Raw genomic sequence first — 16,480 nt, forward strand, 5'->3', positions numbered from 1 at the left:
AGGCACCTACATTGGTAGGTGCCTTTTTTGCTTAGTTTTCCCGTAATTTATGCCCGGATCGACATCAATTATTGGGCATCGGGGGCAGAAAAGGGGTATAACTGGCGGTGATGCCTGGTGCGTGTGAACCTATGCGTTACTATGGATCGATAAAAGAATGACGAACTATTAGATTTTAGGGTTCGCTTCCCGTAGCGTGGGAGGCAATCTGTGTTCGCGACATTGCGGACACAATATCGACATCGAAGGGAACGCCAATGCCGCTGACACCAGCAGACGTGCACAATGTCGCTTTCAGCAAACCACCAATTGGTAAGCGGGGCTACAACGAGGACGAGGTTGACCAGTTCCTGGACCTCGTGGAAGACACGCTTGCGCAACTGCAAGATGAGAACGATGACCTTCGGGCCCGTGTCGAAGAGCTCGGTGCTGGTGGGTCTGCTGCCCCGGTTGCTCCTGCGGCCGCGTCCAGCGATGTCGACGAAGCTGAGATTGAAAAGCGAGTTGAGAAGAAGGTTCGTGCTGAGTACGAGCAGAAGCTCCGTGCTGCGCAGGAGGCAAAGGTAGCGGCTGAGAAGGACGCTCAGGCTGCGAAGCAGGAAGCGGCAAAGGCTCGCCAGGACGCGGAGCAGGCTGCAGAGCAGGCTAAGCAGGCGCCAAAGGCTGCCGCCGCGCCGCAGCAGGCTGCGGCTGTCGACCAGAATGCAGCATCCGCCGATACGCACATGCAGGCGGCGAAGGTGCTTGGGCTCGCGCAGGAGATGGCAGACCGCCTCACCAACGACGCGCAGGCAGAGGCCCGCTCGATGCTCGACGAGGCCCGTGGTTCCGCAGAGCGTCAGCTGGCAGATGCCGAGGCACGCTCGAAGAAGCAGCTGTCTGAGGCAGAGACGCATTCCCGCGAGCAGATCCAGGCGGCTGAGCGTAAGGCTGCTGAGACGAAGCAGTCGGCTGAGGCTCGTGCACAGCAGCTCGTTGCAGACGCCGAGAAGAAGGCTGAGGAAACCACCAACGAAGCTAACTCGCGCGCTGAGGCGCAGATTCGCCAGGCTGAGGAGCAGGCAACGAAGCTGCGCACCGAGGCTGAGCGTAAGCACACCGAGATCATGAACACGGTGAAGCAGCAGCAGACCGCCCTCGAGAACCGCATCGCTGAGCTGCGCACCTTCGAGCGCGAGTACCGCACTCGCCTGCGCACACTGCTCGAGTCCCAGCTGGAGGAGCTTGAGACCCGTGGCACGTCCGCTCCGAGCGGCGACGCTGGCAATAAGTAGTTTCTTTCAAACATCAGCCACCATTCACTGCGGTGAGTGGTGGTTGTTGCCATTTCTGGGGGACAAAGGGCTAGAATGAGACAAGCTACGTGCTTCACCACCTGGTGGTGCGGTAGCGCGTGATGATCCGACCATCATCGGGGAGCGTTTCCGGAAGAACAGCTGTTGCGCTACAGTACGCTATTGCTTAGTAGAACCGGACGTAATTAGGAAGCGTTATTTCTTTCACCGCAAATGAAGCGGAAGTTCGTCTCACGGCGGACTTCAAGCAGGGTGGTACCGCGTGGCGTTGTTCGCTGCGTCCCTGTGACAAGGTAAGCATTGTGCGTGAAGGAGAGACGGAGATGAGCAAGGTCGGAAGTGTCTACCCAAAGGTAGATCTGACCGGGGGAAGTACCGCGTTTCCAAAAATGGAGGAGCAGGTACTGAAGTACTGGAACGAGGATGATACGTTCCAGGCATCGCTGAAGCAGCGCGAAGACTGCGAAGAATATGTGTTTAACGACGGCCCTCCGTTCGCCAACGGTTTGCCACACTACGGCCACTTGCTGACGGGCTACGTCAAGGACATCGTGCCACGCTACCGCACGATGGCTGGTTACTACGTTCCGCGCGTGTTTGGTTGGGACTGCCACGGCCTTCCCGCGGAGCTCGAGGCTGAGAAGCAGCTCGGCATCAAGGATAAGGCCGAGATCGAAAACATGGGTCTGGCACAGTTCAACGAGTACTGCGCCAAGTCCGTGATGCACTACGCCGATGAGTGGAAAGAGTATGTGACTCGCCAGGCTCGTTGGGTGGACTTCGATAACGGCTACAAGACGATGGAACTGCCGTACATGGAGTCCGTCATGTGGGCGTTTAAGACCCTGTATGACAAGGGGCTGATTTACCAGGGCTTCCGCGTGCTGCCGTACTCGTGGGCGGAGCATACGCCGCTGTCGAACCAAGAGACGCGTCTGGATGATTCTTACCGCAACCGCCAGGATCCGACCGTAACCGTAACGATGCCGTTTACGGGTGGGCGTGAAGGATTTGCTGCTGCGGAGACCTGGAAGCAGCACCCTGAGCTGCACGACGCAGCTGCGATCGCCTGGACCACTACGCCATGGACGCTGCCGTCGAACTTGGCGCTTGCGGTCCATCCGGACGTTGAGTATTCGCTGGTCCGTGTTGGTGCGGACGGTGAAGAGGTGGTCGTCGGCAAGAAGCTGCTGCTGGCGACGGAGCTCATCGGCGCGTACGCGAAGGAGCTTGGCGAGGAGCGCGAGGTTGTCGCCACCTTCAAGGGCTCCGAGCTCGAGGGCTTGGAGTACGAGCCGGTCTTCGACTACTTCCGTGACCAGGAAAAGGCGTTCATGGTGTTGAACGCGGACTACGTGACCACCGAGGACGGCACGGGCGTTGTTCACCAGGCGCCTGCGTTCGGTGAAGACGATATGTACACCTGCCAGGAGTACGGGATCGACCTAGTCATCCCGGTTGATGCTGATGGTAAGTTCACCTCGCTGGTGCCGGAGTACGCAGGCAAGCTGGTTTTTGACGCGAACCGTGACATCATCCGTGACCTTCGTGCGAAGCACCGCGTGGTCCGTGACCAGACGATTGAACACTCCTACCCGCACTCCTGGCGTTCGGGCGAGCCGCTGATCTACATGGCGCTTCCGGCGTGGTTTGTGAAGGTCACTGAGTTCCGCGACCGCATGGTGGAGCTGAACCAGGAGATCGACTGGATCCCATCGCACATTCGCGACGGCCAGTTCGGTAAGTGGTTGGAAGGCGCGCGTGACTGGAACATTTCGCGTACCCGCTACTGGGGCTCACCGGTGCCGGCGTGGGTGTCGGATAACCCGGAGTACCCGCGTGTGGACGTCTATGGGTCGCTCGAAGAGCTGGAGAAGGACTTCGGCGTTCGCCCGAAGTCGCTGCACCGCCCAGACATTGATGAGCTGGTCCGCCCGAACCCAGACGATCCGACCGGGAAGTCGATGATGCGTCGCGTGCCGGACGTGTTGGACTGCTGGTTTGATTCTGGTTCGATGCCGTTTGCGCAGTACCACTACCCGTTTGAGAATGTTGAGGAGCACGACGCTCGTCAGCCTGCGGACTTCATCGTGGAGTACTCGGGCCAGTCGCGTGGTTGGTTCTACGTGCAGCATGTCTTGGCGACGGCACTCTTCGACCGTCCGGCGTATAAGAAGGTCGTTGCGCACGGCATCGTGCTGGGCAATGACGGTCTGAAGATGTCGAAGTCGAAGGGCAACTACCCGAACGTCAACGAGGTCTTCGACCGTGATGGTTCCGACGCGATGCGTTGGTTCCTCATGTCTTCGCCAATTCTTCGTGGCGGCAACCTCATCGTGACGGAGCAGGGCATCCGCGAGGGCGTGCGCCACGCGTTGCTGCCGATCTGGAACGCGTACACCTTCCTGCAGTTGTACTCCTCCGAGGAGGCAAAGTTCAGCGTCGATTCGCAGGATGTGCTGGACCGCTACATCTTGGCGAAGACGCATGACCTCGTGGCTGCGGTGAAGGAGGCGCTCGACGACACACGCATCGCGGACGCATGTGACGAGGTCCGTCGCTTCGCTGACTCGCTGACGAACTGGTACGTGCGCCGGTCACGCGACCGTTTCTGGGCGGGTCAGGAGGAGCATCCTGAGGCGTTTGACACGCTGTACACGGTCCTGGAGATCCTGACCCGTGTGACGGCCCCGTTGCTGCCGTACATCAGTGAGGTCATCTGGCGTGGCCTGACCGGTGGTCGCTCGGTGCACTTGGCGGACTTCCCGTCCGCGGATGCGATCCCGGCGGACCCTGCACTGGTCAGTGCGATGGATGCAACGCGCGCGGTGTGCTCCGCTGCTTCGTCTGTGCGTAAGTCGAAGAAGCTGCGCAACCGCTTGCCACTGCCGAAGCTCACGGTGGCGCTGGCGGGCTCGGACCAGCTGCAGGACTTCGCGTCTGTGATCAAGGATGAGGTCAACGTGAAGGAAGTCGTGCTGACTGATGACGTCGACTCCGTTGGTTCCTTCGAGGTTGTGGTGAACGCGAAGGTCGCGGGTCCGAAGCTGGGCCGTGACGTACAGCGCGCTATCAAGAACGTCAAGGCTGGCAACTACGTCCGTGAAGGCGAAAACGTTGTTGTCGACGGCGACATCGTGCTCACCCCGGAGCTCTACACCGAGCGCCTGGTGGCTGAGGACCCGACGAGTACCGCTCGGGTTGACGCTACCGATGCCGTCGTTGGCCTGGTCGTGCTTGATACGGAGCTGACCGAGGAGCTCGAGGCCGAGGGCTGGGCAGCAGACGTGATTCGTGGTCTGCAGGACGCTCGTAAGCAGGAAGGATACGAAGTCTCTGACCGCATCTCGGTACAGCTGTGCGTACCTTCCGACAAGGTCGAGTGGGCGCAGCGCCACGCTGAGCACATCGCGCATGAGACGCTCGCGACGTCCTTCGAGATCGTCGAGACGCTCAACGGCGAGGCGCACACGATTCACGAAGGTGTGAGCGCAGCGATTGCTAAGCAGTAATTTGCGATGAAACGTTGGGTCCTGCACATCGACATGGATGCGTTCTACGCATCCTGTGAGCAGCTCACACGCCCAACGTTACGTGGACGCCCCGTCCTCGTTGCTGGTGTCAACGGGCGGGGCGTTGTCGCGGGCGCAAGCTATGAAGCCCGCAAGTATGGGGCGCGTTCCGCAATGCCGACCCACCAAGCTGCGAAGCTGGTGGGTCCGCGAGCGGTGCTCGTTGCCCCGCGGCGCCCGGTGTACAAGGTGGCGTCGCAACGCGTGTTTGAAATCATTGAGCGCAGGGTCAGCGTCGTGGAGCAGCTCTCTATCGACGAGGCGTTCATGGAGCCCGAGGAGCTCGCGGGAGCGAATCCGGAGACCGTGCTTGAGTGGGCCAACGAGCTACGTGGAGACATTAAGGATGAGACAGGCTTGCCAAGCTCGATTGGTGCGGGCAGTGGTAAGCAATACGCGAAGATCGGCTCGGGCCTGGCAAAACCCGACGGGGTGTACATTTTGCCTCACGAACAGCAGGAAGCGCTGCTGCACCCTCTGAACGTCAACGAGCTGTGGGGCGTTGGGCCTGTCACTGAGGCGAAGCTTGCGCAGGCCGGGATTGAAACGATCGGGGACTTCGCGGCGCTGAGCGAGAAGGAAGTCGATATCGCGCTCGGAGGGGTCGTCGCGAAGCAGTTGTGGCAGCTGGCGCGGGGGCACGATGATCGTCCGGTGGCGCCGAGGGCCGTCGCGAAGCAGATTTCTTCCGAGCACACTTTTCCCCAGGACCTGACCACTGCGGCCGAGGTTGACGCCGCGGTCGAGCGCGCCGCCGAGGAGTCGCACAGGCGCTTGTTGAAAGATGGGCGCGGTGCGAGGACTGTGACGGTGAAGCTAAGGATGGCGAACTTCCGCATCGAGTCGCGTTCTGCGACGCTGCCTTACGCCACTGACGATGCGGAGACACTGCGCGCGACGGCGTTTCGCATCGTGCGCTACCCGGACGAGGTCGGCCCGATCCGGCTCGTGGGCGTGTCCTACTCAGGACTCGAAGATGCGCTCCAGGACGTGCTCTTTCCGGAGCTAGACCAGGAAATCATCCGGCCTGTACCCGCTGACAGTGATTACGAATCCGGGGTCAGCGACCACGTGGCCAGCAGCGATGTTGCAGTCGAGCTATACGACGGGCCTACCAACGGCGTGTGGCGCGCCACCCAGGACATTTACCACGAGGATTTCGGCCACGGCTGGGTCCAAGGCGCGGGCAAAGGCTGGGTGAGCGTGCGTTTTGAAACGAGGGCCACGGGACCTGGGAAGATGCACACATTGCGTATCGACGACCCCAAGCTCCAGCCAGCGGACCCGGTGGATTCCCTTGCGTGGCAGGACTGGCTCGACTCAGAACACTGACGCCGGATCCACGCCGTTGGCCAGCGCTGTCGCGAGCGCGATGCGCGCCTGACCAGCGCGTAGGAACCCCGCGGCGATCGCCCCTTGGGAGCCGAGGGTAGCGCCACCACCGGTGCCGCCGTAGGCGAAGGTGACCTCGCCGTAGGGTACGGAACTGGTGATTACGACGGGGATACCCGAATCGAGTGCGCGGGTGATTGCCTTACCCATGCCGGGGCCAACATTGCCGGATCCGAGCGCCTCGATCACGATGCCATCCGGGTTCATACTGGTGACGGCATCCACGATCTCGCCGTCCGCGCCGGGCCATGCGCGCAGGATGGGAATGTGAATGGCTGCCAACGGCTTGCTGGCAAGTGCTGCGGGGCGGGGAAGTGGGCGTTCGCTGCTCAAGGTGAAGGCTTCGAGGGCGTGTGTGTCGCGCTTCAACAGCCCGCGGGCGGGCAGGGTGGCGCCGCCGAAGTGGAGGAGTACGCCGTTGTTGCGTCGAAGCGGATCTGCGGCGGCGGCAATTGCGCCCGCGAGGTTCCCGGGGCCGTCGGGGTGTTCGTGGTCGGCGGCGTGCTGGGCACCGGTAAGCACAATAGGGCGGGGGTCGTCGTGCACGATGTCGAGTGCGAATGCGGTCTCCGCCATGGAGTCGGTGCCGTGGCTAATTACGATGCCACTGATCTGCGGGTCTTGCAGTGCTTGTGCAGTGAGGGAGCGAAGCTTGTCGATGTCAGCGAAGGTGATCGCGGACGAGTCGAGACGCAGCGCGTCATACACGCGGACGGGCTCGGTGGTGCCACTGGAGTGGACGAGGTCTTCAGCGCTAAGGCTTGGAACGAGTGCGCCTTCAGAGTTTGCGGTGCATGCGATGGTGCCACCGGTGGCGATGAGCAGTACGAAAGATTCCATAACTCACAGCGTGCCAGAGTGGCGTATTGGTGCCAAGGTAAAAACGCCGGTAACGTTGGCAAGGTTAGAGCGGTGTCGGATCGCTAACTGTGACCGTGAGCCGCTGAAGACAATGCTTCAAGGAGAAATCGTGAAAGCAGCACCGATCGTAGCTGTCGCCGCCGCGCTGGGCCTCGGGCTCGGCGTGAGCGCATGCTCTGGCGACAACAGCCAGGATGATCCCGCGACCACGGCAACGCAGGCCACCAGCGAGTCTGTCGCGCCCGCCGCGCAGCAGCCAACCGCTGAAGAACTCAACGCAGTGCTCATGCGCGCAACCGATGCAAGCCTGCCGATTGAGGAGCGCGTGAACACGGTCCAGGGCGGAGAGAACGTCCCTGAACTGTTCGACGTGATGGCGCAGTCCCAGGAGGAGTCCGGCGCGAACTTCCAGGTCGTACCGCCTGTGCTTCCTGGCTACACCCCGGATACCGTTCTGGCAACGGTCAGCTTCACCCGTCCCGACTCCCAGCCGCAGCTTGCGGAGGACGTGGAATTCGTTTTCGAAGACGGCGTGTGGAAGCTTTCTCAGGTCTGGGCATGCACCCTGATCAACAACACCCTGCCGCCTGAGCAGGTACCAGAGATGTGCAAGAGCTCTGCTCCGCAGCCGGCAGCCCCGGCTGAAGAGCAGCCAGGTGAGCAGCCTGCGGAAGGCTACCAGCAGGCACCGAACCTCTAAGCAGACACTACTGCTTATCCGCGCGCCAGAGCTCCTCAGTCCACAACGTGGCGAGAGTCAGAGTTCTGGCGCGTGCGTCTTTCTTGGCCTGGCGCTCGTGCCACTGGCGGCGCACCCAACGGTCATGGCTGGTGATGATGACGGTGCCCTCGAACGCGAGCAGGGCGTGTTCCAGCTCTTCGGCCAGTGCGAGCGAGAGGTGGTTTGTCGGCTCGTCGAGCAGCAGCAGGTCAGGCGGGCACGCCAGGATGATGCCCAGTGAGACGCGGCGACGCTGGCCGAGCGAGAGGTCGTCGAGCTTCTTCGCTGCCTGCTCCTCGGTCATCAGGCCCATTTCTACGAGGTCTGGCACACCCTCTGGGGTGAGCTCCGCGAACACTTCGGCTGCGGTTTTGTCGAGGTCAGTCCACGAGTCGTCCTGCTCGAGGCGTGCGACGGTCATCTCTTCCGGCATGATGATCTCGCCCTCGTAGTCGCGCAGCTGGCCGTCGATAATTTTCAGCAGCGTGGACTTACCGGAGCCATTTGGGCCTTCAACGAGGAGCTGCTGGCCGGGTTGCACTTTGATACTCAGTGGGGCGAGGCGGTCAGGAACGGAGAGGTTCTGGGTGACCAGCGCCGGGAGCCCAAGCGAGGTCGCGGTATGCGGCGGGAGGCCACGGAAGCGCAGCCGCGCCGGTGGCTCCGGAATCTCCGTTCGCTCCAGCGCTTCGAGGCGTTGCGACGCCGAGCGCCTGCGGTTGCCCACCGTCTTCGCCGCGCGGTCCGCCTGGAACTTTGCCGCCATTCGGATGTCAGAAGAGGCTTCTTGGGAGTGGAAGATGTCCTCGCCGGTTTGCTCAGCGGCCTTCTCAAGCCTGGCGCGCTCGTGCTCTTGCGCTGCGTAGTCGCTTTCCCAACGGCGGCGTCGATCCTCGCGGGCCTTGAGGTAGTCGCTGAACGCGCCACGGTAGCGGGTGCCCTGGCGAGTCTCCTCGCCGAAGCCGCCCTCGGCGCCCAAGCCAGGGTCGAGGTCGACGATGCCGTCGCACGCGGTGTCGAGGAAGTAGCGGTCGTGCGACGCGGCGAGTACAGGCCCCTTGAATGCCTCGAGCTCGCCGATGAGGAAGTCGACGGCTTCGTCGTCGAGGTGGTTGGTCGGCTCGTCGAGGACCATGGCGTCCACCGGGTGTAGCAGCAGCGTGGCCAGTGCAAACCGTCGGCGTTGCCCGCCAGACATCTCGCCCAGTGGGGTGGCCAGGTCGACGTTCGCAAGGCCGAGGCCAGCCAACACGGTAGCGATGCGAGCATCTAACTCCCACACGCCGGAGTTTTCCGCGCGGGACAACGCCCGGTCGTACGCGTCGGCCGCCTCCTGGTCGTCTGGGTTGTCGACCATGCGCTGCGCAAAGGTTGAGATGTCTTCCTCGACAGCGCGAAGCTCTTTGACGGCTTCGTCGATAAGTGATTGGGCGGGCTCGCTGAACGGCAGCGAGGTTTCCTGCGGGATGAAGCCCGTGATCGGGGGCGTGATAAGCACCCCTGCGTCGGGTTTCAGCTCTCCGGAGATGATGCCGAGCAGCGTCGATTTGCCGGCGCCGTTCTCTCCGATGAGCCCGGTGACAGACCCGGATGGCACCGCGAAAGAAATGTCGGTGAGGACGCGGTGTCCGCCTGGGTACGAAAACGAAATGCCGTCAAGGCCAATATGCAGTGGGGCAGTCATGGGATGTTCCTCGTCATCAAATGTGGGCCGTCTCTTATACGTTATAGTCCACAACGCTCGTGGTGTCTTGGGCCACACGGGTATCGGCTTCGTCACTGCCGTAGACAAGCCGCGTAGCGGTAAGCACAGAACCGCCCACCGGAAGTGGCGAATGCAGGTCCACCGTCAGCGAGCCCTCCGAGTGCGAAGTGTTGCTCACCACGTGCAGCGTCGTGCCGTCCAAGGCGCCAGCGACCTCGTTATCAATCGTGATGGATCGCTTCAGCGGGCGTTCCTGGACATCTACTTTCAGCTCGAGTGTTGCGTCCTGTGCGGATTCCAGCGTGTACGTGGTGGTCCGTAGCATGTCCGAGGCACCAAGTCCTCGCTGCTCAACTTTCCAGGAGCCGCCTACGCCGACTGGCTCATCCGGGAAGACAACTTGCCACGACATCAACTCGAGCAAGTTCTGCTCGGCGATGGCCCGGCCTTCCTCATCGGAATCCGCCGTAGGCATCAGTTGTACCGCCGATACTGTGCCGTTAGGGTCGCTGTGCCAGCGCATCTGGAAGCCCTCGTTTGACGTCAAGCTGTTCTGCATCGCTAAATCCGAGTGCTCTAACCCTTCTGCGACAAGGTCTACCTGGCGCACAGCACCCTCGTTGTTGCTTTCTGAAGTGTGCGTCGAAACGGTCAGCGTGACTGTGTCGCGCTCGTGCTCGCGCGCGATGACCGGCTCCGAGCCCTCCTCGCCGGGGTACTGCGCAATCGCGTGCGACAGCGCGACCCGCTGCGGCGCCGTAGTTTCGCTGTCTGCTGATGCGCCGTCCTCGTACTTCCACACCTGCGGGTTTTGTCCTTGTGAAAGTACCTGCACGACTGGTGACTCAACGGCGAACTCGGGAATGTCAGCGAATGGATCCGGCTCCTCGGCGCTGCATGCAGTGAGCGCAAAAACCGCGGCGGTGATGGTCAGAGGGCCGAACAATGAACTTTTGGGATGAGCGGAGTACAACACAACTTCACAAGCTACAGCATTTGCATACTACAGTTATCTGCGATGGGTAATTCAAAGGAATCACGTGTGCGCGACGGAGCGTCAGCGAAGCGTCGCTCGCTCGGTGTCGTCGTCGGCGTTATGCTCGCTGTTGCTGCTGTGGATCAAGTAGTCAAGCAAATCATGGTGACATCCTTGACACCCGGTGAGCCCGTGCCAGTGATCGGTGATTGGGCTCGACTGTATTTATTGTTTAACCCTGGCGCGGCCTTTTCGATGGGACAGAACTCGACGTGGCTGTTCACGACGATCCAGCTTGCGTTCGTTATCGGTGCGTTGATCTATGCCCCACGCCTTGCTGGCAGGTGGGAGACACTTGGGGTGGCGTTGATCGCGGGAGGGGCGCTTGGCAACCTCATCGATAGGCTCGTGCGCGAGCCGGGCTTTTGGTTCGGCCATGTCGTTGACTACATCTCCATCGGTTCGTTTGCAGTGTTCAACCTTGCCGACGCCGCCATCACCATCGGGGTGGCCGTCGTCGTCATCTCGATGTTTGCAAAGGAGGCGCGGTCGTGAGTACGGGGTTTCGCGCGCTTCCGGTGCCTGAGGGGCTGTCGGGGATGCGCGTTGACGCGGCAATTGCAAAGCTCTTTGGGGTCTCGCGCAGTGTTGCGGCAGAGATGATCGCCGACGGCAGCGTACTTATCGACGCCTCCCCAGTACAGAAATCCGATCGTGTTACTGCGGGCGCCCTGCTGGAGGCCACGCTGCCACCGCCGAAGCGCGCGCCGGAGCCTGTGGCCGAGCACGTCGACGGACTCGACGTGATCTACCACGACGCGGACGTCATCGCTGTGGACAAGCCGGTAGGCGTTGCCGCCCACCCAACACTGGGTTGGGAGGGGCCAACCGTGGTCGGTGGGTTGCAGGCGATGGGTTTTACACTGCCAGATGCTGGCCCCCCGGAGCGCAAGGGGATTGTGCAGCGATTGGACGTCGGCACGTCCGGAGTGATGGTTGTCGCAAATAGTGTGCGTGGCTATTCGGTGCTGAAGCGTGCGTTCAAGGACCGAACGGTGCACAAGACGTACCACGCGGTGGTGCAGGGGCTGCCTGACCCGATTGTCGGCACGATTGACGCGCCGATCGGGCGCCATCCGTCGGCGGGGTGGAAGTTTGCTGTCACGGCGGATGGGCGCCAGAGTATTACGCACTACGAGGTGCTCGAGGCGTTTCGCCAGGCAAGCCTGCTTGAGGTCCATCTGGAAACAGGGCGCACACACCAGATTCGTGTCCACATGTCTTCGGTAGGGCACCCGTGCGTCGGCGACCCAATGTACGGGTGTGACCCGAACCTTGCTGCCAAGCTTGCGCTCAACCGACAGTGGCTGCACGCCACCAGCTTGACGTTCGACCACCCAAGTACCGGAAAGCCAATGACGGTGAAATCTTCCTACCCGGACGACTTGCAGCACGCCTTGGACATGTTGCGATCGGCGAACCGTGGCTAACCAGGCAAAGGGGTGGCGGGCTGTAATCACGGCATTGCTCGCCGGTGCTGTGCTTTACGGATGCTGCTACCTTGTTGGCGTCAATAATCCGCCGGAGCAACCTGTGCTGCAAGGGGACGCTCTGGGGGCAGAACAAGACGAGACTGCGCCGCAGTACGCGGCGCGCGCGGAGCAAAGCCTCGAAGAGGCATTGCAGGAAGGTGAACAGGCTCACTTCGCGCTTGTATCGTTCGGCCATCCTTTGAATCCAGAAGAAGCAGACGCAGTACTGCGCCCAGTTGGGCGCGTGAACGCCGTGATCACCGAGTTAGGCGCGAATCCAGTCGGAGAGCCTGCGCCCGGAGCGTCGCGCGCCGAGATATTCCGAGGAGTCTCTGCACACATTGAAGGCGCAGTCGTCTACGACGCTGTTGCGCATTTGGCTGATGTGAACGATGTGAACGATGTGTTTGCTGTGGAAGTTTTACCAGCTGACGCGGTATGGGGCGCGTTCGCAATCCGGCCCGTAAGTTTCGTAGACGCACAGTGAAGGCGTGTATAGTTTTCCGGGATTGCACCTATACGCGCATCCAAAAGGTGCGCGGAAAACAACACGAGGAGAGACATTGGTTTCCGACCCTGGAGTCAACGCCCGAAGCCCGCAGCGTCAGCGATTTTCGAAGACACGAATTGCGGGGGTAGCGTTGGCTACCACCGCGGCGTTATTCGCTGCCTCGTGTGGCGCTATTGGCGGTGGTGATGATGGCGGGCACGATGGTTTGCTCGCCGGAGATTACACGATCGCTGCAGAGGAAAACCTCACCAATAGCATCGTGGTCAATGGCAACATTGCGCCGATTCGCTCAGTGAGCATCACGACCGCGCTGCAGTCCGAGGTCGAACGGCTCGCAGTGCAGCCAGGCGACCGCGTCGCTAAAGATCAGTTCTTGGTGCAGATGAACACCGACGCGCTGCAGCGCCAACTTGCCAAGCAAGAAAAGCAGCAGGCGAGTGCCCAGGCAGAAGCGATGCAGGGCGTCGAGCAGGCCAAGAGTCAGCTCAACGCGTACGACCAGGCGATGGCAAACGGCTCCAACCCGGCCGTGGCTCAGGCGCAGGCCCAGGTGGATCAGGCGCAGGCAGCGCTTGATGCTGCGCTTGCCGCGCAGGGTGGCGCACGGATGATCGCTTCGCCGAAGATCGCAGCCCACGTTCAAAAGATGGCCGGCGATTTGTCCTCCCGTCTGCCAGGCGGTTCCGGCCACGGCATCCGCACGGCACCTCCTGCAGCCCCGGCCGCGCCGGGTCAAGTTCCGGGTGGCGGCCAGGGTGCTGTCCCGATGCTGAGCGTGGAGCAGGCTCGAGCTGCACTTCAGGAGTCGCAAGCCGCGCTGGAGGCCGCCAAGGCGCAGGCCGGGCAGGAGCGGCAGCAGCTCCAGGCACAGGTTGATTCCGCGTGGCGCGCAGCAGAGAATGCTTCTGCCGCTGACGACGACGGTACGCTGCAGCTCCAAGTGCAGGAAGCAACGATTAACGCTCCAATGGCTGGCGTAGTCACAAACGTTGACGTGCAGGTAGGCGATATCCCGCAGGGTCGCGTCCTTGGCATCGCAGATGACTCCCGACTGTTGATCCGCGCTAACGTGCGCGAGGCGGACGTCCCGGCGATCAAGCAGGACAACCGCGTTGAGTTCACCTCGACTGCGACGGGTAAGAAGAAGTTCACTGGGCGCGTCACGCGAGTTTCCCCGGTCGGTTCCACAGGCGCGAGTGCTGGTAGTGGGGCAGAGGCTGCAGCCGCAATGTCCGCAGGTGGCAGCGGCGGAGGCTCCTCGGTGATGTTCCCCGTTGAGATCGAAGTCACCGGTGACAAGGAAGGCCTGCTGCTCGGTGGCAGTGTGCGTGCTGAAATTATCACTGAAGAGGCGAAGAACTCCATCAACATTCCTCGCGACGCCGTCTACGACGAGAACAAGATTTTGGTGCTCGCAACGGAGAATCCCGGCGACACCAGCGGCGTCGTAGAAGAGCGCACTGTCAAGACCGGTGCGAAGAATGACGTTGACGTCGCTGTCACGGGGGGCGAGCTCAAGCCAGGCGACATCGTGATCAACTGGCCTGAGAACTTCAAGGACAAGGTTGGCTCCACGGTGAAGGTCAACGACGAAAACTTTGATCCTGAGCAGGTAAAGAACGCAAAGGACAAGAAGCCGACAGGCAGTGCCGCTGCAACCACTCCGGCGACGTCTTCTGCAGCGCCGAAGTCTTCCGCGCCAGCGGAAAAGGAGGGGTAGGCGATGGCACGGAATCCCTTCCGAAAGCACTCCCGACAACGCGTACAGGACGATGCCACCGACGCAGAGTTCGACGAGTTGTTTGAGGCCGCCGAGCCTTCGACGGAGGAGCTCGAAGTACCAACGCTGACAGAGCCAGTTGCGCAACCTCAACCAGCACTGCACACACCTGCAGGGCAAGAGGCGATGTCGAAGAGCGGTCTGCTCATTGACATGCGCAGGATCGTCAAGACGTACAACGTCGGAGAGCCCAGCGAGCTGACCGTGCTGCATGGCATCGACTTCCATGCAGAGCAGGGCGAATTTGTCTCTATCGTCGGCCCGTCGGGTTGCGGCAAGTCGACGCTGATGAACCTGGTTGGCATGCTCGACCGGCCGACAGACGGCGCGTACGCGTTCAACGACGAGCCGGTGTACGCCAAGTCGGACAACGAGCTGGCCGCGTATCGTAGCCAGAACATCGGCTTTATCTTCCAGAACTTTAACCTGATCGGTCGAATCGACGCGTTGCAAAATGTGGCGATGCCAATGATGTATGCGGGCGTCGATAAGAAAGAGCGCGAGGAGCGCGCCGCTGAACTTTTGAACATGATGGGCATGGGCGACCGCTTGCACCATAACCCGAACGAACTGTCGGGTGGGCAGAAGCAGCGCGTGGCAATTGCTCGCAGCCTTGCGAACGACCCTGACCTGCTGCTCGCGGATGAGCCTACCGGTGCCCTGGACTCCAAGACGGGCCGCATGGTGATGGACCTCTTCCACGAGCTGCACGACGACCTTGGTAAAGCCATCGTCTTCATCACGCACAACCCTGAGTTGGCAGAAGAAACTGGCCGCATTGTAGAGATGATGGACGGGCGCATCGCGCAGGTTCGCGCCCCACTGGGGGCGAGGCCATGAACGTAGGAGAGTCAATCAAGCTTGCCTCCTCGTCGCTTCGCAAGAATAAGCTTCGCTCGTTGCTGACGCTGCTGGGCATCATTATCGGCATTATGGCAGTGGTCATTATTATGACGCTCGGCCGTGGTCTGGAGCGCCAGGTGATGTCGGGGCTTGAAGGCGTCGGCACTACGACGCACCCGGTGATGGTGCATGAGCGTCCCGATGACGCGGATGCATCCGAGGATCCCTTCGCGGCGTTTTCTTACGCGCCACCATCCGATGAGCGCAACGCAGTCACTCCCGAGCAGCTCGATGAGCTGCGTCAGGCATTTGGGGACCGTATCCAGGGCGTGGACATCGATGTTTCCACGAGTGGGGAAGTGGTCTCCGATGACACAACTGTGTCCACGAACGTCAAGCCGGTCCTTGCAGACTCGATGAAGGTGCGAAACATCGAAGTGCAGTTCGGCCGCGAGATTTCCCAGGATGACATCGATGGGCACCGGCCGCTCGCAGTCGTGAGCCCCTCGCTTATCGACGCCCTCTTCGACGGCAACGCCCAAGCCAGTTTGGGCAAGCGCATCGATGTGGTTGTAGACGACCAGCCGGCAGTGTTCACTATCGTGGGCGTGCTCGATGGCGAGGAAGATTCCCGAGGCGGCGGAATGTTTGGTGCCGCAGAACAGTTTGCGGACATCTATATCCCGCTCACCGCTGCAGATCGCGTTGGGCTTGACAGCGACTGGTTCACGTCATTTTCGGTGCAATCGGCGCCGGATGAAGACGCGAAGACCTTCCAGGCCGACCTGCAACACTACATGGACCGTTGGTACGCCAATAACGAGGATTACACCATTGAGGTGGTGGATCTTTCCTCGAGCTTGGAAGAGCTGACGAGCGTATTCCGCATCATGTCGACGGTGCTCTCCGCTATTGGCGGAATCTCTTTGCTGGTCGGTGGCATTGGCGTGATGAACATCATGCTGATCACCGTCACTGAGCGCACACGGGAAATCGGTGTGCGCAAGGCGCTGGGTGCCAAGCAAAGCGATATTCGTACGCAGTTCATCGTCGAAGCGATGCTGGTGTGCCTGATTGGCGGCATCATCGGTGTAATTCTGGGCGGGGCGATTGGCATGATCGCGACGGCCGCGTTCGATGCCTTTACTTGGCCGCCGCTCGGCGCAATTGTGTTGGCGCTCGGGTTTTCGCTGGCAACCGGTATCTTCTTCGGTGCCTATCCGGCTGCGAAGGCTGCAAAGATGCAGCCTATTGATGCTTTGCGTTACGAATAAGTTCGCTGGTTGCTGGCT

At 61.3% G+C, this 16,480-nt stretch carries 13 protein-coding genes; 10 read left to right on the forward strand and 3 right to left on the reverse strand.

Annotated features, from left to right (window positions below):
- Nucleotides 1-257 precede the first annotated feature (257 nt).
- The 3 genes from BJP05_RS03605 (at nucleotide 258) to BJP05_RS03615 (ending at nucleotide 6,199) form a co-directional block, all read left to right on the forward strand.
- Complete coding sequence (locus tag BJP05_RS03605) at nucleotides 258-1,274, forward strand: DivIVA domain-containing protein (protein ID WP_070362222.1); 1,017 nt, start codon at nucleotides 258-260, stop codon at nucleotides 1,272-1,274.
- A gap of 344 nt (nucleotides 1,275-1,618) precedes the next feature.
- The gene (gene ileS, locus BJP05_RS03610; RefSeq protein ID WP_070362223.1) at nucleotides 1,619-4,807 is read left to right on the forward strand and encodes an isoleucine--tRNA ligase; all 3,189 of its coding nucleotides are present in this window, start codon (nucleotides 1,619-1,621) and stop codon (nucleotides 4,805-4,807) included.
- 6 nt (nucleotides 4,808-4,813) lie between these two features.
- Nucleotides 4,814-6,199, forward strand: coding sequence for a DNA polymerase IV (locus BJP05_RS03615; protein ID WP_070362224.1), 1,386 nt, complete (start codon nucleotides 4,814-4,816; stop codon nucleotides 6,197-6,199).
- On the opposite strand, the gene BJP05_RS03620 is transcribed toward BJP05_RS03615, so the two are convergent.
- Nucleotides 6,188-7,099, reverse strand: a complete 912-nt coding sequence (locus BJP05_RS03620) for an asparaginase (RefSeq protein WP_070362225.1) — start codon at nucleotides 7,097-7,099, stop codon at nucleotides 6,188-6,190. The genes BJP05_RS03615 and BJP05_RS03620 overlap by 12 nt on opposite strands.
- Nucleotides 7,100-7,229: 130 nt before the next feature.
- Between BJP05_RS03620 and BJP05_RS03625 the strand changes: the two genes are divergently transcribed.
- Nucleotides 7,230-7,820 carry a hypothetical protein gene (locus BJP05_RS03625; protein WP_070363472.1) on the forward strand — a complete coding sequence of 197 codons (591 nt, stop codon included), beginning with the start codon at nucleotides 7,230-7,232 and terminating at the stop codon, nucleotides 7,818-7,820.
- 7 nt (nucleotides 7,821-7,827) lie between these two features.
- Here the strand turns inward: BJP05_RS03625 and BJP05_RS03630 are convergent, their stop codons facing one another.
- Both BJP05_RS03630 and BJP05_RS03635 read right to left on the reverse strand, forming a co-directional pair.
- Nucleotides 7,828-9,525: an ABC-F family ATP-binding cassette domain-containing protein gene (locus BJP05_RS03630; protein ID WP_070362226.1), complete on the reverse strand. Its 1,698-nt coding sequence runs from the start codon at nucleotides 9,523-9,525 to the stop codon at nucleotides 7,828-7,830.
- A 34-nt stretch (nucleotides 9,526-9,559) separates the two neighbouring features.
- A complete protein-coding gene (locus BJP05_RS03635) occupies nucleotides 9,560-10,492 on the reverse strand; it encodes a DUF6263 family protein (RefSeq protein ID WP_070362227.1) in 933 nt (310 codons plus the stop codon).
- Nucleotides 10,493-10,564: 72 nt separating this feature from the next.
- Between BJP05_RS03635 and lspA the strand changes: the two genes are divergently transcribed.
- The 6 genes from lspA (at nucleotide 10,565) to BJP05_RS03665 (ending at nucleotide 16,462) form a co-directional block, all read left to right on the forward strand.
- Nucleotides 10,565-11,077: a signal peptidase II gene (lspA, locus tag BJP05_RS03640; protein ID WP_070362228.1), complete on the forward strand. Its 513-nt coding sequence runs from the start codon at nucleotides 10,565-10,567 to the stop codon at nucleotides 11,075-11,077.
- A gap of 44 nt (nucleotides 11,078-11,121) precedes the next feature.
- A complete protein-coding gene (locus tag BJP05_RS03645) occupies nucleotides 11,122-12,012 on the forward strand; it encodes an RluA family pseudouridine synthase (protein WP_070976582.1) in 891 nt (296 codons plus the stop codon).
- A complete protein-coding gene (locus BJP05_RS03650) occupies nucleotides 12,005-12,541 on the forward strand; it encodes a hypothetical protein (RefSeq protein ID WP_145945241.1) in 537 nt (178 codons plus the stop codon). The genes BJP05_RS03645 and BJP05_RS03650 overlap by 8 nt, the downstream gene beginning before the upstream one ends.
- Before the next feature lie 76 nt (nucleotides 12,542-12,617).
- Entirely contained in the window at nucleotides 12,618-14,285 is a 1,668-nt protein-coding gene (locus tag BJP05_RS03655; protein ID WP_145945242.1) for an efflux RND transporter periplasmic adaptor subunit, read from the forward strand.
- Nucleotides 14,286-14,471: 186 nt separating this feature from the next.
- Nucleotides 14,472-15,185 (forward strand): ABC transporter ATP-binding protein, encoded by a 714-nt coding sequence (locus tag BJP05_RS03660; RefSeq protein WP_070363473.1) that lies wholly within the window; start codon nucleotides 14,472-14,474, stop codon nucleotides 15,183-15,185.
- A complete protein-coding gene (locus BJP05_RS03665) occupies nucleotides 15,182-16,462 on the forward strand; it encodes an ABC transporter permease (protein ID WP_070362232.1) in 1,281 nt (426 codons plus the stop codon). Before BJP05_RS03660 ends, BJP05_RS03665 begins: the two co-directional genes overlap by 4 nt.
- The last annotated feature ends 18 nt before the right edge of the window (nucleotides 16,463-16,480 follow it).

Origin of the sequence: Corynebacterium sp. NML98-0116, assembly GCF_001767255.1 — a bacterium.
GTDB classification, from domain to species: domain Bacteria; phylum Actinomycetota; class Actinomycetes; order Mycobacteriales; family Mycobacteriaceae; genus Corynebacterium; species Corynebacterium pseudogenitalium.